Raw genomic sequence first — 26,365 nt, forward strand, 5'->3', positions numbered from 1 at the left:
GAGCGGCAGGCGCTGTTGCGATGGCCTGACGTATGATCGCGCCAACTGCCGCTGTTGCGGGGGATCACCATGCACATCGTCGTTCTGCCGGGAGACGGCTCGACCTCTACGCCAACATCAGGCCCGCCCTATGCCGGGCGGCCCGGCAGGCTCGGCGATTTCGATCTCGTTGTCGTCCGCGAGAACACCGAAGGGTTCTACGCCGACCGCAGCGCTGCGATCGCGGAGATCATGCAAGCCGAGTGAGCTTTCTCCCGCACTTTTCTTTCGCGCTCGAAGCCAAAGCGCGAAAACAACCCCATGCACAGTAGAAGGCCTCTTGATCGACAAAGGATTTTCCGACCCGCTCCGATCCGATCCTCGTCGCCCCGGCAAAGTTGACACGTCGGGCAAAACACCGGCACGATGTCAACATGGCGGCGATGCGCACACTGGCGCGGTCACCTTTCCCAATCTTGCCCGTTCACGCGACGCCGGCGCGTCACGCTGCTGATAAATTCATCCAGCAATATGCACCCGCATACACGTCACGTTTTTCAATAGCTGCAATCGCGCGAGCATCCGTTCAAAATTTCGGTGAAAGACTTCAGCTGCTTGACAGGCATTCTGAACTACTGCAGTTTTAGGTTGAATAACCTTCGCATGATTTTGCTTTGCTCGTTTGATTTTCAAGGCACCAAACGCGGAGCATTCATATGACGGTTGTTCCTCCCGCCAGTGGAGTCACCCTCCACAATGGCGACACGATGGACGTCAGTTACGGCGCTTCCGTCGACAGCACGACGATCCTGACTGGCGGCTTGCAGACGGTCGGCGGATCTTTCGGAACAAGCACGGCAACCCACACCCTCATCGATGGCGGAGAGCAGGACGTCATCCTCGATGGCGTCGCCAGCTATACCACCATCAACGCGGGCGGCGTGCAGCGGGTCACTGGCGAATTCGCCCATGAAGGTCCGACGCCCGGCGCTGCCGATCACACCACGATCAATAGCGGCGGTGAGCAGGACCTCGATACGGGCACCGCAACGGCGACGACTGTCAATTCCGGCGGCGTCCAGAACGTGACGCACGGCGGCAGCGCCAGCGGCACTATTGTCATGTCCGGCGGTGTCCTCAACGTTTCGGGCGAAACCATAGAAATCGCCCCCGTATATCCGCCGCCGGTTATCCCGAGCGTGGCGACCGGTGCAACCATCAACTACGGAGGCAAATTCAACGTCACCGGCGGCGGGACTGCAGTGAACGCAACCGTCAACGGCGGCACAATGACTGTCTCGGGATCGATACCGGACCCGTTTGCCAATGTTCCCGGTCAGCCGGCCGTCGACGCCAGCATGGCGACTGGCACCACCGTCGAAGGCTTTGGGCTGCTGACGGTCTCGAACGGAGCATCGGTATCAGGAACAGTGCTGCAAAACTTCGGCAGGCTGAACGTAGGTACAGGTGGCACCGCGACCGGCACGACAGTCAATTATGGCACGATGCAGCTGGCTGCCGGCGCGACGGCGACCAATACAATCGTCAATCAATTCGGCGTTTTCATCGTGCTGGGCAACGCCCATTTTTCCGGGACGGTCTTCAACGCGGGCAGCACCTTCGAAATCGGTGACGGCGCGATTGAAAACGGATTTACCGTTGCAAGCGGGGTGAAGCTGGACGTTCTGCACGGCGGTATCCTCGATAACAGCATTGTCTCGGCAGGCGGAACTCTGGTCGCTGAAGCCGGCGCGACGTTATCGAACATCACGTTCCAGAGTGGCGCAACGTTTGTCGTCGACTACGGCTACACGGAAAACGACTTCACGGTGTCGGATGGCATCGTGTTCAAGGTGTTCGGCACGGCCACGAATACGACGATATTGGCCGGCGGCAAGCAAGTCGTAGGCGAGTACGAGTTGAGCGGAATCGCCAGCCACACGATCATCAATGGCGGCGAACAAGACGTGGGGCTTCAGTCCACCGCGAGCTACACCACCATCAACATGGGCGGCGTTCAGCATATCACCGGCCTTTATGTGCACGATGAGCCGGGGCCAGGACGGGCCGATCACACCACCGTCAATCATGGCGGCGAGCAGGACGTCGATACTGGCATTGCGACGTCAACTACCGTCAATGCCGGCGGGGTCCAGAATGTCACCCATGGAGGCCGCGCCAGCGACACCGTCGTCAATTCGGGCGGTGTCATCAACGCTTCGGGAGAGACCATCTATTATTCGTCCGGGGGACCATACGGCGTCGTCATCAGGAGCGAAGTCGATGCGGCCGTTGTCGGCAGCGGTGGCCAATTGCACCTGACCGCGGCGGGGATTGCCAAGGACGCCATCATCAACGGTGGCGTGATGACTGTTTCAGGATCGACACCGGACCCCACGAACGACCCAAGCCAACCGGCGGTCGATGCCAGCGCGGCGAGCGGGACAATCCTCAACTCAGGAAGCCTTTCCGTCTCGGACGGCGGCATCGTTACCTTCACGACCCTGAACGGCGGCACGCTCGACGTGCTTGATCAGGGCACCGCGAACGCTTCGACGATTCACCTTGGCGCCACAGAACTCGTCGAGACCGGCGGCATTGCCGGCGCGACCACGCTCGCTGGCGGCACGCTCGATCTCAAGGCCGGCGCGATCTCCGACGACGCGATCACCTTCTCCGGGCAAGGCACACTCAAGCTCGAGCAGAAGCTGGTTTCGGGGCCGGCGACCTTTGCCAGCCAGATCAAGGGCGTCTCGCTCGGCGACCGGATCGATCTTTCCGGACTGGCCTATACCACCGGTGCAACCGCGACTATATCCGGCTCGAAGCTCACGGTCAGCAACGGCATGGCCAGCGAGATCTTCGCACTGGCGGATACCTCGGTCACGCACTTCGGCATCGTGCAAGACAGCTCCGGCGGCATTCTGCTGACGGCCGCGGCTCTGCCGTCCATCGCGGGCGCGATATCCGGGCAGACCATCAGCAACGAGGCTGCGATCAATCCGTTCGCAACCGTCACGATCGCAGATCCGAACGCAGCGGCAACGGATAGCCTGATCATCACTCTTGCGGGCGCGGCTGGTATCCTGTCGGGGGCAGGATTGATCTCGCTCGGAAGCGGAACCTACGAACTTGCGGCGACCAGTGCTGGCCAGCTCACCGCCGAGCTGCACGACCTCACCTTCGTCGCCTCGCCTCACGGCGACGGCAGCGCGACGACCACGTTCAAGCTGAGCGACACCAGCAGCGTTGGCTTGAGCGTCAGCGACATCGACACGTCCGTCATAGACACACATCAGGCCGGTCCCACTGTGATCAACGGCCCGGCGTCCGGCTATGCGACCATTCAGGGCACGACGGGCAACGACATCATCCACGCCTATGGCATGTTCAACATCATCCACAGTAATGGCGGCGACGACACGATCTATGCCGGGCTGTACGGGACGGTTGACGTGTCGAGCGGCGACAGCGCCGTCCATCTGGAGGGGTTCGGCAACCGCGTAACAGGTGGCGACGGCAACATCACGGTGACGGGATCGACGGGCGCTACCATGATGACGCTCGGGAACGGCAACAACATCATCGACGCCGGTGGATACGGAGACTTCATCACGCTGGGCAACGGCAACAATGTTGTCCACCCGGGTGACGGCGCCAGCACAACGACAGCCGGCAACGGCAACGACCAGGTGACGCTGTCCGGGTTTGGCAACACGGTCATACTTGGAAATGGAAACGACCTCGTCACGGGCGGAGGCGGCGCCAATAGTGTCACGCTCGGCGATGGCAACAACACCGTGAATCTCGGCGGGATGGTCAACCAGATCTCCGTCGGTTCAGGAACAAACACTGTCATCGCCGGCAACGGAGCGGACAGCGTCGTCGCGGGCGCCGGCCACGATACGATCACACTGGGTGGGGTCGGCAACCACGTGGTCCTCAATGGCTCTCAGGCGACCGTGACAAACCAGATTGGCCTCGACGTCATGACGGCCAATGGCGGATCAGACCAGTTCAATTTTGTCGGGTTCGGCAACCAGGCGATCATCAATGGTGTTGCCCATGTCAATATCGACGATCACAGCACGGGTCTGACCATCTCGATCAACTCCGGCACCCAGATCGATACGATCTCCGGATTCGGGAATGACCTGCACGGCGTCGTCGATCTTGCAAGCGGCGTGGGCAATTACCACTCCGTCGCCGACATCATGAACGCGCTCAAGGGCGATGGTCATGGCGGAACCGTGCTGGCCCTGGGCATTGCGCCTAACGCGGGGTCCATCGATTTCGTCGATACCGCGATCAGCCAATTGCACGCATCGAACTTTGTGATCGTGTAGAACTCAGCTTCCCTGCATCGCTCCTTGCGACGAGAGACGGGCTCGTTCGCTCCCAAAGGGGCGGACGTTGCCCGATCGGCGACACGTCAGCCCGTAGGTTGGGCAGGGCACTTGCGAAGCCCATCACGTTTATATGGGATACTCTCGATGGGTTGCGCTCCACCGGTCCGACCGGAGACGAAGTCTCTAGAACTGATACCTTCTCAGTCCTCCATCCACCGGGATCACCGTCCCCGTGATGTAGCGCGCCACCGGCGAGGCCAGGAATACCGCGAGTGCGGCCAGATCCTCGGGTTCGCCCCAATAGCCGACCGGAATCTCTTCCTCCGCGAAACGCTCGCGATAGTCAGGCGGATAGTTGCGGCGGATCTGCTCGCTCATGATGCGGCCAGGCGGGATGCAGTTGATGGTGATGCCGTGCTCGCCGATCTCGCGCGACAAGCCCTTGGCCCAGGCGTGAACGGCAGCCTTCGCCGCGAAGGCGGCGTTGAGGCCTTCCGGCTCGGACTTGCCGGTGATGTTGACGATGCGCCCCCATTTGCGTTCGATCATCTGCGGCAACAGCGCATGCGCGATGCGGCGGTAGCTGGTGAAGTTGAGCGCGATCGCCTCGTCCCATTTGCTGTCGGGCGCATCGACGGGGAGGGGGCGGCTGCCACCGGCATTATTGATGAGAATGTCGACATGGCCGAGCTCCTTCAGCGCGAAGGCGGCGATCCTGTCCGCGGCGTCCTTGGCCATCACGTCCTGCTCGAACGGGGTGATCAGGTCGCCTCCGACCTCCTTCACCAGCTCGGCCAGCAGGTCGGTGCGGCGCGCCACGCCGACGACGCGGACGCCTTCGGCCGCCAGGCCCTTGGCGATGGCACGGCCGATGCCGATGCTCGCTCCGGTGACGACAGCGGTTTTCGATTTGAGGCCGAGGTCCATGGTTGCACGCTCTCTTCGTGGTTCTTGCTTTTTGCTTTCGTTTCCCGTCCCTCTCGCCGGCTTTGCGAATTGCCTGGGCGGGACGAGCAGTGGTAACCAAGAGCGACTGTGAAGGAAACACCAAAAAGAAAAGGCTCGACCAATGGTCTGGGATCCGCAGCAATATCTGAAATTCTCCGGCCACCGGCTCCGGCCCGCGGTCGACCTGTTGATGCGGATTCCCGATATCGGTCCCCGCACGATCGCTGATCTTGGCGCCGGCGCCGGCAATGTCACCAAGCTGGTCAAGGAGCGCTGGCCCTCGGCCGCGGTGACCGGTGTCGAGGGCTCGGCCGAAATGGTTGCCGCCGGGCGCAAAGCCGCGCCCGATGTGGAATGGTCACATGAAGATCTCGGCCATTGGCATCCCGCGAAGCAATACGACATCGTCTATTCCAATGCCGCACTGCACTGGCTGCCCAATCATGCGGCACTGTTTCCGTCGGTCATGGAGAAGGTCGCACCAGGCGGGATACTTGCCGTGCAGATGCCGCGCAATTTCCTGGCACCATCGCATGTCCTGATCGGCGAGACCGCCCTGGACGGACCGTGGCGCTCCAAGCTCGAGCATCTCGTCACCCCGCCGCCGGTCGAGGGACCGGCCTTCTATCACGACGTGCTCGCGCCGCTGTCCGGGAATATCGACATCTGGGAGACCGAATATCTTCAGGTGCTGGAAGGCGAAAATCCCGTGAAGGAATGGACCAAGGGCACCTGGCTGACGCGCTATCTCGACGTGCTCGAGGGCGACGAGAAGGTCGCGTTCGAAGCGGCCTATGGGATGCGGGTTGCAAAGGCCTATCCGAAGAATGCAGCGGGGCAGACCCTGTTTCCGTTCCGGCGGCTGTTCATGGTGGCGCAGCGCAAAGGTTAACACCCTTCGGCGATGCGACATAAGCGCTCGCTCCCTCGGGGAAGCGGGCGCCGGGTTGCGCATGCGACCGCCGCCAAGCTAGGCTGGCTGCGGCATAACTCCGCTGTGGCAAATTGGGCTTAGGTCTAGTTGTTCATAGTCGGGATTGCTGCCAGTACTGAAATCACAAAACAAAAAAGAAACCCGGTTTCCAAGGTTTGTTGGGGAGGTCCTTCATGCGCAAACTGTTCTTTGCGGTCGCTGCTGCCGCGTTCGCTCTGGCTCCGGCTGTTGCTCAGGCCCAGAGCCCGATCATCATCAAGTTCAGCCACGTCGTCGCCAACGACACTCCGAAGGGCAAGGGCGCACTGAAGTTCAAGGAGCTTGCGGAGAAGTACACCGACGGCAAGGTCAAGGTCGAAGTCTATCCAAACTCCTCGCTCTACAAGGACAAGGAGGAGATCGAGGCGCTCCAGCTCGGCTCGGTCCAGATGCTGGCGCCCTCGACCGCGAAATTCGCCCCGCTCGGCGTCAAGGAATTCGAGGCGCTCGATCTGCCCTGGCTGTTCAAGGACGAGGCGACCTATGCCAACGCGATGAAGGGCACGCTCGGCAAGTGGCTGTTCCAGAAGCTGGAGGCCAAGGGCATCAGCGGGCTCGCTTATTGGGACAACGGCTTCCACATGGTGTCCTCCAACCGGCCGCTGATCAAGCCGGAGGATTTCAAGGGCCTGAAATTCCGTATCTCCGGATCCAAGATCGCCGATCAGTATTTCCGCCTGATGGGCTCGATTCCTCAGATCATGGCATTCTCGGAAGTCTACCAGGCGCTGCAGACCGGCGTGGTCGACGGCTGCGAGAACACGGCCTCGAATTATCTCACGCAGAAATTCTATGAGGTGCAGAAGGACATCACCGTGTCCTATCACGCGCACCTGCAATACGCCGTCATCGTCAATTCGAAGTTCTGGTCGGGCCTGCCGCCCGACATCCGCACCCAGCTCGAGAAGGCGATGGCGGACGCAACCGACTACACCAACCAGATCGCGCACCAGGAGAACGAGGACGCGCTGGCCGAGATCAAGAAGTCGGGCAAGACCACGCTGCACTATCTGACCGACGCCGACCGCAAGGCATGGCAGGAGGCGATGCAGCCGACCTACAAGTGGGCCAAGGGCCGGGTCGGGCAGGAGGTGCTCGATCTCGTTGCCAAGGAACTCGACGTCAAGATGAACTGACGCGTTGGCCGGGAGAACAGGACGAACGGTCGGGAGTGCATGCACTCCCGACCGTTTCGCATCGATAGGGGGACTCTGATTTGCTTCGCGTGCTGAACCAGGCGCTCAATCATCTCGAAGAATGGTTGATCGCGACGCTCATTGCCGCTGCAACCGGGCTGATCTTCGTCGCCGTCGTGCACCGTTACGGTGCGGGCGAATCGATCAACCTGGCGCGATGGGCCACCGCGCACGGCATGACCTGGCTGGCATCGCTCGCGATGGCGGTGTTCACCTTCATGTCCGAGCTGGACCTGTCCTGGGCGCAGGAACTCTGCATCTACATGTTCATCTGGATGGCGAAGTTCGGCGCGGCCTATGGCGTGCGGACCGGCATCCATGTCGGCGTCGATCTGCTCGTCAACCGCCTGCCGGAACATTCGCGCAAGCACGTCATCCTGTTCGCGCTGCTTTGCGGCGCGCTGTTCACCGGCATGATCGCCGCGTTCGGCGCCTCCTTCGTGGGCGAGATGTTCCACACCGGGCAGCAGTCCAACGATCTGGAAGCCCCGATGTGGTTCGTCTATCTGGCGATCCCGCTCGGCTCCGGCCTGATGTGCTTCCGCTTCCTCCAGGTCTCCTGGTTCTATTTCTGGACCGGCGAGTTGCCGCATCACGACGAGACCCATGTCGAGGGCGTCCAGGCCGACGTTTCGCCGGCGCTGCACCCGCAGCCCGCGGGCGCGGCAACGAAAGCTGCCGGTCGAAAGGTGTCGCCGCTCGGCGTGATCCTGATCCTGGCGCCGATCCTGATCTTCGTGCTCTGTCTTGCCGAGAAGACCGGCTTCATCGTGCTGCCGCACTGGATGCGCGCGGCGACCGTGTTCGCGCTGCTGATCGCGCTGATGCTGACCGGCATTCCGGTCTCGATCGCGCTCGGCCTCACCGTGATGACGTTCCTGTTCACGCTGACCGCGGTGCCGATCGAAGCGGTCTCGATGAAGCTCTTCACCGGCATCGAAGGCTTCGAGATCATGGCGATCCCGTTCTTCATCCTGGCCGGCAACTTTCTCACCCATGGCGGCGTCGCGCGGCGCATGATCAACTTCGCGACCTCGCTGATCGGGCACTGGCACGGCGGCCTCGGCCTTGCCGGCATCGTCGCCTGCGCGATGTTCGCGCTGGTATGCGGCTCGAGCGTGGCGACGGTCGCCGCGATCGGCGCCATCGTGCTGCCGGAGATGGTCCGCCACGGCTATCCGATGCGCTTCGGCGCCGGCATCATCACGGTCGCGGGCTCGCTCGGCATCTTGATGCTGCCGTCGATCCCTAAGATCGTCTACGCGGTCTCGACCAATACCTCGATCGGCGCGCTGTTCGTCGCGGGCCTGTTGCCCGGCATCCTGCTCACAACGATGCTCTGCATCGTCACCTGGTGGCTTGCGCGCAAGCGCGACTATCCGCGGCTGCAGAAGGCGACCTGGGCGGAAACCGTCCACGCCTTCCGCGAGAGCGTCTGGGGCCTGATGCTGGTCGTCATCATCATCGGCGGCATCTACAGCGGCCTGTTCACCGCGACCGAGGCGGCCGCGATGGCCGCGGTCTATTCGTTCTTCATCTCGGTCTTCGTCTACAAGGCAATCGGGATGAAGGACGTGCCGCGCGTGCTGCTCCGTGCCGCCAACACCAGCGCGATGCTGCTCTACATCGTCACCAACGCAGTGCTGTTCTCCTTCGTGCTCTCCAACGAAAACCTGCCGGCGACGCTCGCCGACTGGATTGCTGCGCAGAACCTCGGCTGGGTCGGCTTCCTGCTGCTGGTCAACGTGCTGCTGCTGCTCGCTGGCAACTTCATGGAGCCGAACTCCATCATCCTGATCATGGCGCCGATCCTGGCGCCGGCGGCCAAGAAGCTCGGCATCGACCTCGTCCATTTCGGCATCGTCATGGACGTCAACATGGAGGTCGGCCTCTGCCATCCGCCCGTCGGCTTGAACCTCTACGTCGCATCGATGATCGCGCGAATGCGCATCACCGATCTGGCCGGAGCGGTGATGCCGTGGCTGCTCACCATGCTCGGCTTCCTCATCATCGTGACCTATTGGCCCGATCTGACGCTGTGGCTGCCGCGGGTGCTCGGGATGCATTGAGCCGCGCCTTGTAGCCCGGATGGAGCGAAGCGAAATCCGGGTCTCTCTCATCTCGACGAATGTCCCGGATTGCGCTTCGCTCCATCCGGGCTACGGATCTCTCGCGCCCAGCGATGGCAATCGACCGCGAATTGCGGTTAGATGCCGCGCATCAGGCCGGGAGGATACAATGACCGAGATTTCCAGCAACGAGCCGAAAGACGCAACGCCGTCCGTGATTGCGCAGCATCAGGCGATGCTGAATGCGCTGCCGTTTTCCGACACGCGGGATTTCGATGACGCCGCGCGCGGCTTCCTCGGTACGATCGAGCACGCTGAGATCACCAACCCGCAAGGGCGGACGGTCTGGAGCCTCAAGCCGTATGGCTTTCTGTCGGCTGATGAGGCGCCGCCGACGGTCAATCCCAGCCTGTGGCGGCAGTCGCGGCTCAACATGCAGCACGGCCTGTTCGAGGTCGTGCCCGGCGTCTACCAGGTGCGCGGGCTCGACATCGCCAACATGACGCTGATCGAGGGCGACAGCGGCGTCATCGTGGTCGATACCCTGACCTCGATCGAGGGCGCGCGCGCCGCGCTCGATCTTTACTTCAAGCATCGCGGTTTGAAGCCGGTTGCGGCCGTGATCTTCACCCACACCCACACCGACCATTGGGGCGGCGCGCGCGGCGTGCTGGAGGAGGATGCACTGGCGACGCGGCGGGTGCCGATCATCGCGCCGAACCTGTTCATGGAGCATGCCGTCTCGGAGAACATCATTGCGGGGCCCGCGATGCTGCGCCGGGCGCAGTACCAGTTCGGGCCGTTCCTCGCCAAGGGCGTGCGCGGGCAGGTCGATTGCGGCCTCGGCAAGACCATGGCGGCTGGCGCGGTCGCGCTGCTGCGGCCGACCGATCTGATCATGGCGACCGGCGACAAGCGCGTCATCGACGGCGTCGAATTCGAATTCCAGATGGCGCCGAACAGCGAAGCGCCGGCGGAAATGCACTTCTTCCTGCCGCGCTACAAGCTGTTGAACCTCGCCGAGAACTGCACGCATAATTTCCACAATCTGCTGCCGTTCCGCGGCGCGGACGTGCGCGACGCACTGGCCTGGTCGAAGTATCTGGGCGAAGCGCTGCGGCTGTGGGGCGGCAAGGCCGAGGCGATGTGCGGCCAGCATCACTGGCCGGTATGGGGAGCCGAGCGCATCGATACAATGATCCGCCAGCAGCGCGACCTCTACAAGTTCGCGCATGACCAGACCATTCGCCTGATGAACCACGGGCTCACCGCCGCCGAGATCGCCGAGATGATCCAGTTGCCGAACAGCCTCGAGGGTGCCTGGCACGGTCGCGGTTACTACGGCCACATCAGGCACAATGTGAAGGCGATCTACCAAAAGTATCTCGGCTGGTATGACGCCAACCCGGTCAACCTCGATCCGCTGCCGCCGGTGGCCGCGGGCAAGAAATATGTCGAGTATATGGGCGGCGCGGATGCGATCCTCGCGCGGGCGCGCGCGGATTTCGACAAGGGCGAGTTCCGCTTCGTGGCGCAGGCGCTCGGCCATCTCGTCTTCGCCGAGCCCGATCACGCGGCTGCGCGTAGCCTGCTGGCCGATACGCTGGAGCAGCTTGGCTATGCCGCCGAGAGCTCGACCTGGCGCAATGCCTATCTGTTCGGCGCCCAGGAGCTTCGGCAAGGTATGCCGAAGACGCCGCCACGTCCGCCGATGCCGCGCGAGACGCTGGCGGCACTGCGCACCTCACAGCTCTGGGACGTGCTCGGTATTCGCCTCAACGGGCCGAAGGCGGAAGGCAAGCACATCGTGCTGAACTGGCGCTTTTCGGATACCGACGAGACGTTCGTACTCAACCTCGAGAACTGCGCGCTCACCTACGCCGAAGGCGTGCAGGCCGAACATGCCGACGCCAGCTTCACGCTGGCGCGTGCGACGCTGGACGAAGTGATCGCGAAGCTGACGAGCTTTCCGGAAGCCGTCGCCGCCGGCAAGGTCAAGCTGTCGGGTAATCCGATGAAGCTCGCCGAATTGATGGGCCTGATGGACGAATTCCCGCGGATGTTCGAGATCGTGGAGCCGAAGCGGACGGCGGTGGTGTAGGGCGCGCTCATGCCCCGGACGCAGCGCAGCGCCTCTTAGCGGTGCGCTGCAGGGCCGGGGCCCATGTTTCCGAGGTGTCCCTGCTGCGCGGGTCCCAGCTCTGCGCAGCAACGCGAAGAGCGTTGCAGCGCGTCCGGGACACGAGAGGGGGCGTTCCTACTCCGCGCTGCTCACCAGCTTGATCCGCGGCGCGGTGACCTCGGTCAGGCTGCGATAGGCGGCGAGATAGTCGAGTGCCATCCGCCGCGCGGTGAAGCGCTTCTCGAATTGCCGGCGGATGGCCGCGCGATCGAGCTGTGCCAGGCGATTGACCACGCCGGCGGCGCTGAGGACGTCCTCGACCACGAAGCCGGTGAGGCCCTCGTCGATGATTTCAGGCACCGAGCCGCGGTTGAAGGCGACCACCGGCGTGCCGCAGGCCATGGCCTCGATCATCACAAGGCCAAACGGCTCCGGCCAGTCGATCGGCAGCAGCAGGCCGAGCGCACCGCTCAGGAAGTCGGACTTCTCGTGATCGCTGATCTCGCCGATGTAATCCACCAGCGGATTGTTTTCGATCATCGGCTTGATCAGCTCGTCATAGTAATCCTGGTCCGCCCGATCGACCTTGGCGGCGATCTTCAGCGGGATACCGCAATGCATCGCGATCTTGATGGCGCGATCAACGCCCTTCTCCGGCGCGATGCGGCCGAGCACGGCGAGATATTCCTGTTTCGCCGGCTTCGGCGTCAGCAGATTCTCCGGCAGGCCGTGGTGGATCGTCGTCACCCAGTTGGCCTGCGGCACGGGCCGCCGCTGCGCATTCGAGATCGAGATCACCGGCATCTTGGAAAAGGTGTTGAACACGGGTTGATGCTCCGGCAAATCGAGCCGGCCGTGCAGCGTGGTCAGGAACGGCGTCGGTTGCCGGTAGAACAGCGACCATGGATAATAATCGAGATGGAAGTGGAGGAAGTCGAACTCCTCGTCGTCACATTTCTGCCGCACGCGCTCCAGCAGCACCATATGCAGCGCGTTGGGATCGCGCACGGAACCGTCGAGGCGAAGCGCCCGGGGCCATAACGCGTCCAGCTTCGCCGAGGTCTGCGAGTCGCCGCTGGCGAACAGTGTCACGTCGTGTCCGAGCGCAACCAACTCCTCCGTCAACCAATGCACCACCCGCTCGGTGCCGCCATACAGCTTGGGTGGAACAGCCTCCGTCAACGGAGCTACCTGCGCGATGCGCATCTCACCATCTCCTCTGCGATCATGTGAACGTTGAAACCCCCGCCGTGTATCGGGCACCGGCACGCCGACAAAGGGAACGTTCCCGCAGTTGCGAAGTTCCTCTCAACAAACGTTACTTATTCGACACATCGCGCGCGTGTCTCGATGCTGCCATCTCATCCTCGCAGATCGTCCGCATCCGCATGTCGTGATGACGTTGCCCGGGAACCGAGGCGAAGCGGTCGATGTTCAGTCGACCAGTAGAAGAAAATGTACTCATCACGACGGGGTCGAGTGTCACATGGATCATCTTTCTCGCTACGCGCGCAGGCCATTTGCCTTTGTCTTGCGCTATCTGCGGCGTCGGCTGGCGTCGCACCTGGTGATCCTGAACGCCGTCGTTGCGGCGGTTGCCTGCTCAGTAGGCACGCAGTACGGTGTCAAATCTCTTGTCGACAGCTTGTCCGCGGGAACCTCGCACGGCGGCAGCGTATGGCTGGCATTCATTCTGCTCATGTCGCTGATCGCTGCCGACAATTTCCTGTGGCGGATCGCGAGCTGGACGGCCAGCTTCACCTTCGTTCGTGTCACGGGCGATTTACGGCGTGACATATTTCGTCATCTGACCGGACACGCGCCGAGCTATTTCTCGGACCGGATGCCGGGCATGCTGACGAGCCGCATCACGGCCACCTCCAACGCGGTGTTCACCGTTGAAAACATGTTCGTCTGGAACGTGTTGCCGCCGTGCATTGCCACAATTGCGGCGATCATGCTGATCGGGACTGTCAGTCCCTACATGGCACTCGGTCTGATCGTAATCGCCGGCGGCATGGTGATCGCCATGTTCCATCTGGCCGCAGCCGGCAAGCCGCTGCATGACGATTTCGCCGACAAGGCGGCGGTCGTCGACGGGGAGATGATCGACGTCATCAGCAACATGCCGCTGGTTCGCGCCTTTTGCGGCATCGGCCACGAGCACGAGCGCTTCGATGCGACGGTGAACCGGGAACTCACGGCCCGCGGGCGCAGCTTGCGCTACCTCGAAAAGTTGCGGCTCACTCACGCCGGCGTGACCGTCGTCCTGACGGTGGCGCTGATGGCCTGGGCGATCACGTTGTGGCAACGCGGCGAGGCGACTACCGGCGATGTCGTGCTGGTTTGCACCCTTGGGCTCTCCATCCTCAATGCGACGCGCGATCTCGCGGTGGCGCTTGTGGACGTCACTCAGCACGTCGCGCGCCTGACCGAGGCGATCGCCACGCTGCTGGTGCCGCACGAGCTGCGCGATCACCCCGAGGCCGGGCCGCTGGTCAAGAGCGGTGCTGCGATCGCATTCAACAATGTCACGTTCGGCTATCCCGGCGGTGAAAAGATCTTCGAGCGGTTCAGCCTGCGCTTGCAGCCCGGCCAGCGCGTCGGCCTGGTCGGTCAGTCCGGCGGCGGCAAGTCGACCCTGTTCACGCTGCTGCAGCGCTTCTACGACGTGGACGAGGGCAGCATCACCATCGACGGTCAAAACATCTCGATGGTGACCCAGCTCAGTCTGCGCGAAGCGATCTCGGTCGTGCCGCAGGACATTTCCCTGTTCCACCGCTCCATCCGCGAGAACATCCGCTACGGCCGGCCGAACGCGACCGACGACGAGGTGCTGCGGGCCGCGATCGCGGCGCGCTGCGATTTCATCGATAGCCTGCCGGAAGGTCTTGACACCATGGTTGGGGACCGCGGCGTGAAAATGTCCGGCGGCCAGCGCCAGCGTATCGCGATCGCGCGCGCCTTCCTGAAGGATGCGCCGATCCTGCTGCTCGACGAAGCGACCGCGGCGCTCGACAGCGAATCCGAGGAAGCCATCCGAGAAGCCTTGAGCCGGCTGATGCGCGGGCGTACCGTGATCGCGATTGCGCATCGCCTCGCAACGCTGCGCAATTTCGACCGCGTGGTCGTGCTGAAAAGCGGCAAGATCATCGAGGATGGCGCGCCCGACCGGCTGATGCAGGGCCACGGTCCGTATCGTGAGCTGGTGACGCAGGAAATGAGCCGGCTCGCGAAGTTCGCCGCGTAAACCCAATCGTTGCGTGTGCGTTGGTCGCGTTCGACAAACAAGGCGCAGGGGAGCAGCTCATGGCAGCCGAAGCCGTCACCAGGGTCATTTCGGTATCGCAGACGGTGGAGGCCGTCGCGGAGCAGGCGTTCTACATTCCGATGACGGGTCCCGCCGCGCGGCCGCGGCGGTCGCTGAAGCACGACGACACCTTCATCGTTCTGGACAGCCATGGCGACATCGGCGCCTCGGCCGGCGGGCCGGACGGCCTGTTCAACCATGACACGCGCTATCTGGCGCGGCTGGAACTCGTGCTCGACGATCTCCAGCCGTTGCTGCTCGGCTCGAATCTGCGCGACGACAATTCGGGCTTGACGGTCGATCTCACCAATCCCGACATCTACCGGCAGGGCCGCCTCGTCCTGCAAAAGGACCTGCTCCACATCGTGCGCACGATCTTCCTGTGGCGTGGCACCGCGTATCAGCGCATCGGGCTGCAGAACCACGGCGAGCAACGTGCGAGCTTCGAGCTGACGCTGTTGTTCGACAACGATTTTGCCGATCTGTTCGAGGTACGCGGCGAGCGGCGGCCGCGCCGGGGAACCGGCACCAGCAAGCTGCTCGGACCGACCGACGTGCTGTTCGAGTATCGCGGCCTCGACGATACCGAGCGAACCACCGGCCTGCATTTCGATCCGCGTCCGACGCGGCTGTCCGTCAATGCGGCGACCTGGCAGCTCGAGCTGGATCCGCACGAGGCCAAGTCGCTGTTCGTCGCCGTCTCCTGCAACCGGCCGGTCGGGGAAAAGCCGGCGCGCTTCTTCAGGGGCCTGCTGGCGCATCGCCGCGAGATGCGTCAGTCCACGAACGGCGCGGCGAGCATCGAGACCTCCAACAACATCTTCAACGAGGTGCTGTGCCAGGCCATGGCCGACCTCAACATGCTGATGACGGAGACGCCGCAAGGGCGCTATCCCTATGCCGGCATTCCCTGGTACTCGACGACGTTCGGCCGCGACGGGCTGATCACCGCGCTTCAGATGCTATGGGTCGACCCGCGGGTCGCCAAGGGCGTGCTGCGGCGGCTCGCGCATTTCCAGGCCAAGGCGGTCGATCCGCTCGCCGATGCCGCGCCTGGAAAGATCCTGCACGAGATGCGCGGCGGCGAGATGGCGGCGCTGCGCGAGGTGCCGTTCTCGCAATATTACGGCAGCGTGGATTCGACCGCCCTGTTCGTCCTGCTGGCCGGACGCTATTTCGAGCGCACCGGCGACGAGCAGACCCTGGTCGAGCTGTGGCCCGCGATCGAGGCGGGGCTTGCCTGGATCGACGGCCCCGGGGACCCCGATCAGGACGGCTTCGTCGAATACCAGCGCGCCACCGAAAAGGGCCTCGCCAACCAGGGCTGGAAAGACTCCTACGACGCGATCTTTCACGCCGATGGCAAGCTCGCGGAAGGCAATATCGCGCTCGCGGAAGTCCAGGGCTATGTCTACGCAGCCAAGCAGCTTGCCGCGCGGTGCGCGCTCAAGCTCGGCAAGCCCGATCTCGCCAGCAAGCTCGAGTCGGAAGCCAAGGCGCTGGCCGAGCGGTTCGAACAGGCGTTCTGGTGCGAGGGGCTCGGCACCTACGCGCTCGCGCTCGACGGCCAGAAACGGCGATGTGAGGTTCGTACCTCGAATGCCGGGCAGGTGCTGTTCAGCGGCATGATCCGCCAGGACCGCGCCCGCCTCGTTGCCGCCGATCTGATGCGCCCGCACTTCTTTTCGGGCTGGGGCATCCGCACCGTCGCGCACGGCGAGGTGCGTTACAATCCAATGTCGTATCACGACGGGTCGATCTGGCCGCACGACAATGCGCTGATCGCGCTCGGGCTCGCCCATTATGGGCTCAAGCATTCGGTGGCGCACGTGTCCAAGGGCCTGTTCGATGCCGCGACCTATATGGATCTGCGCCGGCTGCCCGAATTGTTCTGCGGCTTCCGCCGCGAGAAGCGGCGCGGCCCGACGCTCTATCCGGTCGCCTGCGCGCCGCAGGCCTGGGCCAGCGCGACGCCGTTCACGCTGCTGGAGGCGGCGCTCGGCATCGAGTTCGACGTCCCGCGCTGCGAGATTCGCCTGCGTAATCCGCATCTGCCGGCGTTTCTGAACGAGGTCATCCTGCGCGATCTGCGCTTGGGCGAATCCAGCGTCGATCTGCGCGTCAGCCGCCACGGTCACGATGTGGCGCTCGAGGTGCTGCGCACGCGCGGCCATATCCAGGTGTCGATCGTGCTGGCGCATCAGTGAACCTTGCGAGGAGGGGTCATGCGTACCGCCGGATGGTTGGTTCTGAGCGTGACGATCGTCGCAGGGGCGACGGTTGCGGTATCGCAAGCCGCGGAGGAACCGCCCGCGGCGACAAATGAGGCGAAGGCGCCGCCGACGGTGCAGCCACCGGCTTCGGTCGTGCCCGTCACGCCGAAGGATGCCGCGCCGCCGCCGTCGGTGACCATCATCGGTGCCAGCGACGCCCACGGCGTGCTCGGTCGCGACGTGCGTAGTGCGGCGGACGAGGACATGGGCCATATCGTCGACGTCATCGTCGACCGCACCGGCCATGTCCGCGCCGCCGTGATCGATTTCGGCGGCTTTCTCGGCGTAGGCAGCCGCAAGATCGTGGTGGACTGGAACGCGCTTCGTTTCGGCCAGATCACCAACAAGAAGGACAGCATTACGCTGGAATTGACCAAGGCGCAGGTTGCTGCCGCGCCGGAATACAAGGAAGACACGCCGATGGTCGTGCTAGGTGCGTCCGGCAGTCTTCAACCGCTGCAAGCCATCCAGTGAGGAGCGGGGAGGGCTGACCGCCTGTGCTCTTGTCGAGGAAGCCTGATCATGAGAAGCGCGAGGGACGCGTTGAACAGGACAACGTTGCCGCGCCCATGCTTGCGGCCATTCCGGCGCCTTCGCGCCGCAGCCTGCGCGGTCTCGACTGGTTCATCTTCTTCCTCGCCGACGTACAGACCGGCTTCGGTCCCTTCATCGCCGTCTATCTGACGACGCAGAAATGGACGCAGGTCGAGATCGGCTTCGTGCTGTCGATCGGCGGCATCGTCGCGCTGATCGGGCAGATGCCGGGCGGCGCCATCATCGATGCCGCGAGATCCGAGCGGCTGGTCGCCGCGCTTGCGATCGCGACCATCGGCTGCTGCGCGCTTGCCTATGCGGCGATGCCGATCTTCGCCGTCGTGGTGACGGCCGCCACATTGCATGCGGCGGCGAGCTGCGTGCTGGGGCCCGCGATCGCCGCGATCAGCCTCGGCCTCGTCGGCCCGCTCGCGATCGGCGAGCGGCTTGGCCGCAACGCCCGCTTTGCCTCGCTCGGCAACGGCGTCGCCGCCGGGGTGATGGGGACGGCCGGATATCTTCTCTCGAGCCGCTCGGTGTTCCTGGTCACCTTCCTGCTCGCGATCCCGACCCTGATCGCGCTGTCGCGCATCCGCGAGGAGGAGGTCGACATCGCGCGCTGCCACGGCGAGATGCCGCGCGAGGCGCCGGTTCCTGGCGACACCAATATCTGGCACTTGATCCGGCAACGGCCGCTGATCGTCTTTGCGATCAGTGTCCTGCTGTTGCAGCTGGCCAACGCCTCGATGATGCCGCTGATGGCAAGCGCGGTGACGGCGCGATCGAGCCAGTGGGCAACGGTGCTTGTCGCATTCTGCATTGTCGTCCCGCAGGCGATCGTGGCGCTGTTGTCGCCATCGGTCGGGCGTCAGGCACAGCTCTGGGGCCGGCGGCCGCTGCTCTTGATCGGATTCGGTGCGCTGACGATCCGCGGCCTGCTGTTCGCGACGGTGCGCGATCCCTATCTGCTGGTGCTGGTGCAGGTGTTCGACGGCTTCACGGCCGCTGTGTTTGCGGTGATGATTCCCCTGATCGTGGCCGATGTCGCCTTCGGCAGCGGGCATTTCAACCTGGCGCAGGGCATCGTCGGTACTGCGACGGGGATCGGTGCTTCCCTGAGCACCGCGCTTGGCGGCTATGTCAGCGACAAGTTCGGCAACGCCACCGCCTTCTTCGGCCTGGCTGGCATTGCTGCGACCGGTCTGTTGCTGATCCTCTTCGTGATGCCTGAAACCCGGCGTACGGGCATGACCGCGCCAAAAGAAATGGCCGGCTGAACGAATTCAGCCGGCCAAGTTGGTAGGGAGGACGACGAGATCAGGCGTCGAGATTGTGCAGGCGCTGGCGGTTGCGCAGCACGATCTGACGGGCGCCGGAGAAGCCGAGAATGCCTTGGGCATGGAGCTGCGACAGTGCGCGCGACACGGTCTCGAGCGTGAGGCCGAGATAGTCGCCGATGTCGCGGCGGCACATCGGCAGGGCCATCATGCCGGCAACGGCGAGGCGGCGGTCCATTTCGAGCAGGAAGGTCGCAACCCGCTCCATAGCGGTCTTGCGGCCAAGCAACAGCATGTGGTCTTCGGCGTGGCGCAACTCGCCGGCCGTCATGGCCCAGAGCTTGCGGGCGACCTGCACGTCGGTGCCGGCGGCCTTTTCGAGGCTTACGCGCTTCACGAGGCGCACAGTGGTATCGATGATGGCTTCAGCGGCGAGGCGATGGATGGCGCCGGATTCGAGGCCGAACACGTCGCCGGCAAGATGGAAGGCGCCGATCTGGCGGCGGCCGTCGGAGAGGAGCTTGTAGGTGCGGACTGCGCCGGAGACGACCTGATAGACGTATTCGGCCGGCTCGTCTTCACCGTAAATCTCCTCGTCCTTGCGGTAGGAGAACTCGATGGCAACCAAGCCGACGTGGCCGGTGATCGCACCGAATTGGTCCGAGACGGGATGGGCCGGGGCAATCTTGCCAACGATTTGGGTGTTGATCGCCTGGGGGTTGAACGTCTGGGTCAGCATCTGCGCCATCTCCGTTGTGATGACGCTTTCCTACGCGGTATCCGGGGCTTCGAAAATTTCGCGAGATATCTTAAGGGGGGTTACCTACGTAGTATTCCGTAGGTCGCCCGCGAGCCCGGGGATACCGCCGTTCTCACACTTCAGTGTGCGGGGAAATATCGGGTCTCCAACGCAAATCTGGTCATCGGAAGCCTTCACGCCAACGGAGACCCCCGATGACATCGAAATTGATCCCGCCTCTTCTGGCTGCGCTGTTGCTTGCGCTGCTACCGGATGTGTCAGCGGCAGCCCGGTCTGGAATCATCAGCATCCACGGCCACTCGCATCCAAGCCCGACCGAGGGCCGGCAGATCGCGGCCCCGCCCTGGAGCGCCGCCTGCATGACGGATCACGGTCCAAGCGAGTGCGGCGAGCCGATGTGGATTTATGGTCCCCGCAGCGGGATCGCGCAGTACAGAAGCGCGTTCTGAGGCCTGCCCCGGTTACCGCGGTCGGTCCTGGATGGCGCCGCGGATGCGTTTGATCAGGTTTTCCTCGAGAAGCGGCTTCAAGATCACGTCCTTGACGCCTGCCGCGGCCGCCCGGGCCGAGATATTGGCGTCGGGATAGCCGGTGATCAGGATCACCGGGGCGTCGCCGTTGGACTGACGCAGCCGGCCGGCAAGATCGATGCCGTTGATGTCGGGCATCTTGTAGTCGATCACGTAGCAATCCGCCTCGGGCGCACCGCTGGCGTTGAGCACCGCCGTGCCGTTCCTGAAGGTCCGCACGGCGAAGCCGTCGGTCTCCAGCAGGAATCGCAGGGATCCCAACACGGCGGCGTCATCGTCGACCACAAAGACGGTGGGTTTTGTGGCTGGGGACGACAGCCGCTCACGGGGCGAGCTGATTTCAATCATGCTGCTTGGCTAGCACGGCGCCTGGGAAGGGCCTTGACCTGCCTCAATTGGATTTGCCCAAATCCGATTGCCTCAGTCCTTCAGCATGCCGGCGCGCATTGCCATCCGCACCAGTTCCGACAGGCTGTTGGCCTGCATCTTGGTCATGACGTTCGCCCTGTAGACCTCGATGGTCCGGGGGCTGATATCGTATTCGCGGGCGATCAGCTTGTTGGAGAGGCCGGCGATCAGCCCTTCCATGACCTGGCGTTCCCTGGGACTCAAGGACGCGACTCGGGCGGCGATATCCTGGGCGACGGCCTCACTCTTGGCCGCCGGCTCGGCCTGTCGGATCGCCAGTTCGATCATGGCCGTGAGACGATCGTCCTCGAACGGTTTTTCGAGGAAGTCGACCGCCCCGAGCTTCATTGCCTCGACTGCCAGCGGCACATCGCCATGACCGGTCATGATCAGGATCGGGAACGGGCTTTGCTGCGCCTTCATCCGCTTCAAGAGCTCGATGCCGTCGAGTCCCGGCATGCGGACATCGGAGACGACGCAACCGAAGGCAAGACCCGGCAGGGCCTCGAGGAAAGCCTGTGCGTCGTCGAACAGCGTGACGGCGAAGCCTGCGGAATCCAGCAGGAAGTTCAGCGAATCCCGCATCGCGGCGTCGTCGTCGATGACGTAGATATGTCCCTTGGTCGTCATGAATCAGGTCTCGTCCGTTGCCGGCAAGGTGAAGCGGAATGTTGCGCCGCCCGATGCATTGCTCTCGGCCCACATCCGGCCGCCGTGAGCTTCGATGATCGAGCGGCTGATGGACAGTCCCACGCCCATGCCGGTTTCCTTGGTGGTGAAGAAGGTCTGAAACAGGTTTGGAATGACGTCGCTCTGGAAGCCGGAGCCGGTGTCGGAGACCTCGACCTCGATCATGCCGTCGGCGACGCGGGTGTTGGCCACCACGAGCTCGCGCTGGTGCGAATGCGCCATCGCTTCCAGCGCGTTGCGGAAGAGATTGACCAGCACCTGCTGGATCTGCACCCGGTCGGCGAGGACGAAATCGGCGGCGGGATCGAGGTTGAAGCGGAGCTGCACGTTTTGTTCGCGCGCGCCGGCGAGCCCGAGTGCGCCAGCCTCCTCGATCAGTTTCGAGAGGCTCTCGACCCGCTTTTCCGACTCGCCGCGGGAGACGAAATCGCGCAGCCGCCGGATGATCTGGCCGGCGCGCAGGGCCTGCTCGGCCGCGCGGTCCAGTGCGCTTTCGACCTTCGGCGTGTTCGGATCGACGCTGCCGGCGAGCAGCCGCCGGGACCCCTTCATGTAGTTGCTGATCGCCGCCAGCGGCTGGTTGAGCTCGTGGGCCAGCGCCGAGGCCATCTCTCCCATCGCCGTGAGCCGCGAAACATGCACCAGCTCGGATTGCAGCTCCTGAAGCCGGGCCTGGGTCTGCTGGTGCTCGGTGAGGTCGCGGACGAAGCCGGTGAAATAGGGCTCGCCGCCGGACTGCATCTCGCCGATCGACAGGTGCATCGGGAAGGTCGTCCCGTCGCGGCGCTTGCCGGTCACGATGCGGCCGATGCCGATGATGTGCGGATCGTTGGTGGTGCGATAGCGCGCGATGTAGCTGTCGTGACGGGTGCGGTCCGGCTCCGGCATCAGGATGCTGACGTTCTGGCCGATCGCCTCCTGCTCGGACCAGCCGAACAGGCGCTCGGCGGCCGTGCTGAACAGCTGCATGATACCATGGCCGTCGATGACGATCATGGCGTCGGGAATGGTCTGAAGAATGGACTGGAGGTGGGTCTCGCGGGTGCGCAGCGCTTCCTCGACCTGCTTCTCCTTGTCGATATCGAGCAAGATGCCGCTGAGATGACGGGCGACGCCGGCCTCATCTCTGATCAGGCCGGCGCGGGCCCTGATCCATTTGCCCCGGTCGGATGTTCCTGCAATCCGGAAGGAGACGTCGAAGCCGCCGCCATGCGTGGCGACCTGCTTGATCGCGCTCTCGACCCGTTCCCGGTCCGCAGGTTCGAGACGTGACAGGAAGAGCTCGTAGCTTGCCGGTTGGCCCTGCGCGATGCCGAGCAGCATCCGCGCAGTTTCCGACCATTCCAGCTCGCGCGTCGTGAGGTCGAGATCCCAGGTGCCGACGCCGAATCCCTCGATCCGGACCCGGAAATGCTCGCCGCGATGATCGTCTGGCGGGTGCGTTACGCGGGTCGGCGACAAGCGATGCTCCTATTCTGATGCGGTGGCTCCGGATGGGGTTACCGCTTGCCGTAATGTCGCCCAAGCCCGGCCCGGAGGCAAGGTCCGTCGTCTGTCCCCGCCTCACGTCGCACACAGCAGGTCCGCGATTGATCTATCTCATCTCCCGGCACGGGGGCAGGCGTACAATTTGATAAGAGTGATTGCACTGGAGGATCCACATGACATACGCGACCGTAATGGTCAGCCTGGCGCTGGATCAGCCGAACAATGCGCGCCTTGAGGTCGCGGGCGAGCTTGCCGAACGGTTCGAGGCGGCGATCGTCGGAGTCGCCGCAGCGCGCTTCGCCCCGCCGCTCTATTTCACTGACGGCATCGCGGCCCAGCGACTGATCGACCAGGAAGAGGGCTCCGTCAAGCGGCGCCTCGCCGACCTCGAGGCGCAATTCCGTGCCGCGACCAGAACGCGCAGCGCGCGCGCGGAATGGCGTAGTGCCATGGATCTTCCCGCACGATACGTCCTGGCGCAGGCGCGCTGCGCCGACATCGTCGTCAGCGGCGGGCAGAGCCCGACCTTCTCCGACGCCTTTTCGCTGGTCAGCCCCAGGGATCTGGTGATGCAGACCGGCCGACCGCTGCTGGTCGTGCCCGACCGGATCAGCTGGCTCGATTCGCGCTGCGTGCTGGTGGCCTGGAAGGACACGCCGGAGGCGCGACGGGCGGTGGCCGACGCCCTGCCGCTGCTGCGCAAAGCCAAGGACGTCATCATCGTCGAGATTCCGGAAACGGACGATGACCGCTCGGTGGTGATGGCGCATGTCAGCGACGTCGCCGCCTGGCTCGCCCGTCACGGTGTCACCGCGACGGCGCGCGTTTCGGACGCGGGGAACGAAACCGCCGCCGCGCAATTGGAGAGGGTCGCCGAGGATGCCGGCGCCGGTCTGATCGTCGCGGGTGCCTACGGTCACTCCCGATTCCGCGAGCTCATTCTCGGCGGCGTTACCGAATATCTGGTCACGCAAACCGCCCGCTGCGTGCTGTTGTCGCACTGACGGCAAAGACCGGCACAGAACGATCGATGAGGACGCGCCGTGTACAAATTCCTTGAGCAGACCGTCGAAGGTTACATGACGCGCAACGTCAGCACCGTGCAGCGTGATCAGAATCTGCTCGCGCTCAGCGAGATGTTCGAGCAGGACGATTTCAACTCCTATCCTGTCGAGGACGACGGTCAGGTCGTCGGCATCGTCACCAAGTTCGACATCCTGAAATGCTTTGCGTTCACGCCGAGCCAGATGCTACCGCGCTATCACGATCTGATGAACCGCAAGGTCGGCGACGTCATGACGCCGGAATTCATCTATGTCAGCCCCGAGACGCGGCTGACGCGTGTGCTCCAGATCATGGTCGAGCACCGCATCCGGAGCATCATCGTGCTCGACGGCAGCCAAAAGCTGGTCGGAATCGTCGCTCGCCAGGATGTCATCGTGGCGCTGAAGGCGACCGCGAACGACTGACGCAACGCCTTTGAATCCTGCGGTTCCAGACTCCGTGATTTCCCGGAGGCCGCGCTTTCCTTTCCTTCTCCCCTTCTTGTGGGAGAAGGTGGCGCGAAGCGCCGGATGAGGGGTCTTTCTCCGCAGAAGGATTCTGAGTGAGGAACCAATCCCTCACCCAAGCGAGTTTGCCGCGCCGGTCCTCGCCGCCCTGTCCCACAAGAAGGGGAGAGGACACTTCAACTGGCGCCGCAGCAGCCTCACATTAACAGAAATCCATCTATCTTGATTTCAATCAATTCCCCGCGAGGGGGGATGTGGTTTCTGGCAGCGTGTTCTTTCAGAGAGAATCCGCGATGCCCCAGCCCTCCATCTCGAAAACCATGACGACAGGCGAAAGCGGCCTGGCGTTCATATTCGCGGTCACTGCCTTCCTGTGCCTGATCGCTTCGGCCAAGGCGCTCGATGCGCCATTCGCCTTCCATGCTGCGCTGAGCGCGGCGGCGAGCCTGGCCGCGGTGTTCTTCATCGTCAACCGCTATTACGACCGCCCGGCGGCACTGCCGCCCCAGGAGATCAACGGCCGGCCCAACTACAATCTGGGCCCCATCAAGTTCAGCGCCTTCATGGCGATGTTCTGGGGCATCGCAGGCTTCACGGTTGGCCTCATCATTGCCTCGCAGCTGGCTTGGCCCGCGCTGAACTTCGACCTGCCCTGGATTCAATTCGGCAGGCTCCGGCCGCTGCACACCTCCGCCGTGATCTTCGCCTTCGGCGGCAACGTGCTGATCGGCACGTCCTTCTACGTGGTGCAGAAATCCTGCCGCGCGCGCCTTGCTGGCGATCTCGCACCCTGGTTCGTCGTGCTCGGCTACAACTACTTCATTCTCATCGCCGGCACGGGCTATCTGCTCGGCGTCACGCAGTCCAAGGAATATGCCGAGCCCGAATGGTACGCCGACCTCTGGCTGACCATCGTCTGGGTCAGCTATCTGCTGGTCTTCCTGGGCACCATCCTCAAGCGCAAGGAACCGCACATCTTCGTTGCGAACTGGTTCTATCTCGCCTTTATCGTGACGATCGCGGTTCTGCATCTCGGCAACAACCCCGCGCTGCCGGTGTCGGTCTTCGGTTCGAAGTCCTACATCGTCTGGGGCGGTATCCAGGATGCGATGTTCCAGTGGTGGTACGGCCATAACGCGGTGGGCTTCTTCCTGACCGCCGGCTTCCTCGCCATCATGTACTATTTCATTCCGAAGCGCGCGGAGCGGCCGGTCTATTCCTATCGGCTATCGATCATCCACTTCTGGGCGCTGATCTTCCTCTACATCTGGGCCGGCCCGCACCACCTGCACTACACGGCGCTGCCGGACTGGACGCAGACGCTCGGCATGACCTTCTCGATCATGCTGTGGATGCCCTCCTGGGGCGGCATGATCAACGGCCTGATGACGCTGTCGGGTGCCTGGGACAAGCTGCGCACTGATCCCGTGCTGCGCATGCTGGTCGTCTCCGTCGCGTTCTACGGCATGTCGACCTTCGAAGGCCCGATGATGTCGATCAAGGTGGTCAACTCGCTCAGCCACTATACCGACTGGACCATCGGCCACGTGCATTCCGGCGCGCTCGGCTGGGTTGGCTTCGTCTCCTTCGGCGCGCTGTACTGCCTGGTGCCGTGGATCTGGAATCGCAAGGGCCTCTACAGCCTCAAGCTCGTCAACTGGCACTTCTGGATCGCTACCCTCGGCATCGTTCTCTACATCTCGGCGATGTGGGTGTCCGGCATCCTGCAGGGTCTGATGTGGCGCGCCTACACCTCGCTCGGCTTCCTCGAATATTCCTTCATCGAGACCGTCGAGGCGATGCATCCCTTCTACATCATCCGCGCCGCCGGCGGAGCGCTGTTCCTGATCGGCGCGCTGATCATGGCTTACAATCTCTGGATGACGGTTCGCGTCGGCGAACAGGAAGTCCAGATGCCCGTCGCTCTTCAGCCGGCGGAGTGAGGAGC

Annotated in this window: 19 protein-coding genes and 2 pseudogenes; 15 read left to right on the top strand and 6 right to left on the bottom strand. The window is 63.5% G+C overall.

What is annotated here, in order from left to right; genetic code table 11:
* Positions 1–32: 32 nt before the first annotated feature.
* Both XH88_RS20455 and XH88_RS20460 read left to right on the top strand, forming a co-directional pair.
* Positions 33–213, top strand: a pseudogene (locus tag XH88_RS20455) (isocitrate/isopropylmalate family dehydrogenase); the annotation flags it as partial.
* Positions 214–695: 482 nt separating this feature from the next.
* Positions 696–4,325, top strand: coding sequence for a hypothetical protein (locus XH88_RS20460; protein ID WP_271670046.1), 3,630 nt, complete (start codon positions 696–698; stop codon positions 4,323–4,325).
* A gap of 186 nt (positions 4,326–4,511) precedes the next feature.
* Here XH88_RS20460 and XH88_RS20465 read toward each other — a convergent pair whose 3' ends face one another.
* Positions 4,512–5,255, bottom strand: coding sequence for an SDR family NAD(P)-dependent oxidoreductase (locus XH88_RS20465; RefSeq protein ID WP_271670047.1), 744 nt, complete (start codon positions 5,253–5,255; stop codon positions 4,512–4,514).
* 142 nt (positions 5,256–5,397) lie between these two features.
* Here XH88_RS20465 and XH88_RS20470 point away from each other — a divergent pair, with 142 nt between their 5' ends.
* From XH88_RS20470 to XH88_RS20485, 5 genes and pseudogenes are all read left to right on the top strand, one after another.
* Positions 5,398–6,168, top strand: a complete 771-nt coding sequence (locus XH88_RS20470; RefSeq protein WP_271670048.1) for a methyltransferase domain-containing protein — start codon at positions 5,398–5,400, stop codon at positions 6,166–6,168.
* Positions 6,169–6,383: 215 nt separating this feature from the next.
* Positions 6,384–7,385 carry a DctP family TRAP transporter solute-binding subunit gene (locus tag XH88_RS20475; RefSeq protein WP_271670049.1) on the top strand — a complete coding sequence of 334 codons (1,002 nt, stop codon included), beginning with the start codon at positions 6,384–6,386 and terminating at the stop codon, positions 7,383–7,385.
* A gap of 278 nt (positions 7,386–7,663) precedes the next feature.
* Positions 7,664–7,987 (top strand): annotated as a pseudogene (locus tag XH88_RS39080) (TRAP transporter small permease); the annotation flags it as partial.
* A 243-nt stretch (positions 7,988–8,230) separates the two neighbouring features.
* The gene (locus tag XH88_RS39085; RefSeq protein ID WP_333909260.1) at positions 8,231–9,514 is read left to right on the top strand and encodes a TRAP transporter large permease; all 1,284 of its coding nucleotides are present in this window, start codon (positions 8,231–8,233) and stop codon (positions 9,512–9,514) included.
* Between the two features lie 169 nt (positions 9,515–9,683).
* A complete protein-coding gene (locus tag XH88_RS20485) occupies positions 9,684–11,615 on the top strand; it encodes an alkyl/aryl-sulfatase (protein ID WP_271670050.1) in 1,932 nt (643 codons plus the stop codon).
* A 156-nt stretch (positions 11,616–11,771) separates the two neighbouring features.
* On the opposite strand, the gene XH88_RS20490 is transcribed toward XH88_RS20485, so the two are convergent.
* Complete coding sequence (locus XH88_RS20490) at positions 11,772–12,842, bottom strand: glycosyltransferase family 4 protein (RefSeq protein ID WP_271670051.1); 1,071 nt, start codon at positions 12,840–12,842, stop codon at positions 11,772–11,774.
* A gap of 280 nt (positions 12,843–13,122) precedes the next feature.
* Here XH88_RS20490 and XH88_RS20495 point away from each other — a divergent pair, with 280 nt between their 5' ends.
* The 4 genes from XH88_RS20495 to XH88_RS20510 are packed head-to-tail and all read left to right on the top strand — an operon-like array spanning position 13,123 to position 19,030.
* Entirely contained in the window at positions 13,123–14,886 is a 1,764-nt protein-coding gene (locus tag XH88_RS20495; RefSeq protein ID WP_271670052.1) for an ABC transporter ATP-binding protein, read from the top strand.
* 59 nt (positions 14,887–14,945) lie between these two features.
* Entirely contained in the window at positions 14,946–17,153 is a 2,208-nt protein-coding gene (locus tag XH88_RS20500) for an amylo-alpha-1,6-glucosidase (protein ID WP_271670053.1), read from the top strand.
* An 18-nt stretch (positions 17,154–17,171) separates the two neighbouring features.
* The gene (locus XH88_RS20505) at positions 17,172–17,693 is read left to right on the top strand and encodes a PRC-barrel domain-containing protein (RefSeq protein ID WP_271670054.1); all 522 of its coding nucleotides are present in this window, start codon (positions 17,172–17,174) and stop codon (positions 17,691–17,693) included.
* A 23-nt stretch (positions 17,694–17,716) separates the two neighbouring features.
* Entirely contained in the window at positions 17,717–19,030 is a 1,314-nt protein-coding gene (locus tag XH88_RS20510) for an MFS transporter (protein WP_271670055.1), read from the top strand.
* A 40-nt stretch (positions 19,031–19,070) separates the two neighbouring features.
* Here the strand turns inward: XH88_RS20510 and XH88_RS20515 are convergent, their stop codons facing one another.
* Positions 19,071–19,769, bottom strand: a complete 699-nt coding sequence (locus XH88_RS20515) for a helix-turn-helix domain-containing protein (RefSeq protein WP_271670056.1) — start codon at positions 19,767–19,769, stop codon at positions 19,071–19,073.
* 215 nt (positions 19,770–19,984) lie between these two features.
* Between XH88_RS20515 and XH88_RS20520 the strand changes: the two genes are divergently transcribed.
* Positions 19,985–20,239, top strand: coding sequence for a hypothetical protein (locus XH88_RS20520; RefSeq protein ID WP_271670057.1), 255 nt, complete (start codon positions 19,985–19,987; stop codon positions 20,237–20,239).
* A 12-nt stretch (positions 20,240–20,251) separates the two neighbouring features.
* Here the strand turns inward: XH88_RS20520 and XH88_RS20525 are convergent, their stop codons facing one another.
* The 3 genes from XH88_RS20525 to fixL form a co-directional block, all read right to left on the bottom strand.
* Positions 20,252–20,668 (bottom strand): response regulator, encoded by a 417-nt coding sequence (locus XH88_RS20525; RefSeq protein ID WP_271670058.1) that lies wholly within the window; start codon positions 20,666–20,668, stop codon positions 20,252–20,254.
* Between the two features lie 72 nt (positions 20,669–20,740).
* The gene (gene fixJ, locus XH88_RS20530) at positions 20,741–21,358 is read right to left on the bottom strand and encodes a response regulator FixJ (RefSeq protein WP_271670059.1); all 618 of its coding nucleotides are present in this window, start codon (positions 21,356–21,358) and stop codon (positions 20,741–20,743) included.
* A 3-nt stretch (positions 21,359–21,361) separates the two neighbouring features.
* Entirely contained in the window at positions 21,362–22,879 is a 1,518-nt protein-coding gene (gene fixL, locus XH88_RS20535; RefSeq protein WP_271670060.1) for a sensor protein FixL, read from the bottom strand.
* A gap of 200 nt (positions 22,880–23,079) precedes the next feature.
* On the opposite strand from fixL, the gene XH88_RS20540 reads away from it, so the two are divergent.
* From XH88_RS20540 to ccoN, 3 genes are all read left to right on the top strand, one after another.
* Positions 23,080–23,910, top strand: coding sequence for a universal stress protein (locus tag XH88_RS20540; protein WP_271670061.1), 831 nt, complete (start codon positions 23,080–23,082; stop codon positions 23,908–23,910).
* A gap of 39 nt (positions 23,911–23,949) precedes the next feature.
* Positions 23,950–24,375, top strand: coding sequence for a CBS domain-containing protein (locus tag XH88_RS20545; protein WP_271670062.1), 426 nt, complete (start codon positions 23,950–23,952; stop codon positions 24,373–24,375).
* Between the two features lie 335 nt (positions 24,376–24,710).
* Complete coding sequence (gene ccoN / locus XH88_RS20550; protein ID WP_271670063.1) at positions 24,711–26,360, top strand: cytochrome-c oxidase, cbb3-type subunit I; 1,650 nt, start codon at positions 24,711–24,713, stop codon at positions 26,358–26,360.
* Positions 26,361–26,365: the final 5 nt, after the last annotated feature.

The organism is Bradyrhizobium sp. CCBAU 51627, assembly GCF_028128765.1.
Lineage (GTDB): Bacteria > Pseudomonadota > Alphaproteobacteria > Rhizobiales > Xanthobacteraceae > Bradyrhizobium.

Coding starts and splice junctions, on each gene's coding strand:
- XH88_RS20460 (WP_271670046.1), top strand. CDS start 696: ATGACGGTTGTTCCTCCCGCCAGTGGAGTCACCCTCCACAATGGCGAC.
- XH88_RS20465 (WP_271670047.1), bottom strand. CDS start 5,255: ATGGACCTCGGCCTCAAATCGAAAACCGCTGTCGTCACCGGAGCGAGC.
- XH88_RS20470 (WP_271670048.1), top strand. CDS start 5,398: ATGGTCTGGGATCCGCAGCAATATCTGAAATTCTCCGGCCACCGGCTC.
- XH88_RS20475 (WP_271670049.1), top strand. CDS start 6,384: ATGCGCAAACTGTTCTTTGCGGTCGCTGCTGCCGCGTTCGCTCTGGCT.
- XH88_RS39085 (WP_333909260.1), top strand. CDS start 8,231: ATGCGCGCGGCGACCGTGTTCGCGCTGCTGATCGCGCTGATGCTGACC.
- XH88_RS20485 (WP_271670050.1), top strand. CDS start 9,684: ATGACCGAGATTTCCAGCAACGAGCCGAAAGACGCAACGCCGTCCGTG.
- XH88_RS20490 (WP_271670051.1), bottom strand. CDS start 12,842: ATGCGCATCGCGCAGGTAGCTCCGTTGACGGAGGCTGTTCCACCCAAG.
- XH88_RS20495 (WP_271670052.1), top strand. CDS start 13,123: ATGGATCATCTTTCTCGCTACGCGCGCAGGCCATTTGCCTTTGTCTTG.
- XH88_RS20500 (WP_271670053.1), top strand. CDS start 14,946: ATGGCAGCCGAAGCCGTCACCAGGGTCATTTCGGTATCGCAGACGGTG.
- XH88_RS20505 (WP_271670054.1), top strand. CDS start 17,172: ATGCGTACCGCCGGATGGTTGGTTCTGAGCGTGACGATCGTCGCAGGG.
- XH88_RS20515 (WP_271670056.1), bottom strand. CDS start 19,769: ATGCTGACCCAGACGTTCAACCCCCAGGCGATCAACACCCAAATCGTT.
- XH88_RS20520 (WP_271670057.1), top strand. CDS start 19,985: ATGACATCGAAATTGATCCCGCCTCTTCTGGCTGCGCTGTTGCTTGCG.
- XH88_RS20525 (WP_271670058.1), bottom strand. CDS start 20,668: ATGATTGAAATCAGCTCGCCCCGTGAGCGGCTGTCGTCCCCAGCCACA.
- fixJ (WP_271670059.1), bottom strand. CDS start 21,358: ATGACGACCAAGGGACATATCTACGTCATCGACGACGACGCCGCGATG.
- XH88_RS20540 (WP_271670061.1), top strand. CDS start 23,080: ATGACATACGCGACCGTAATGGTCAGCCTGGCGCTGGATCAGCCGAAC.
- ccoN (WP_271670063.1), top strand. CDS start 24,711: ATGCCCCAGCCCTCCATCTCGAAAACCATGACGACAGGCGAAAGCGGC.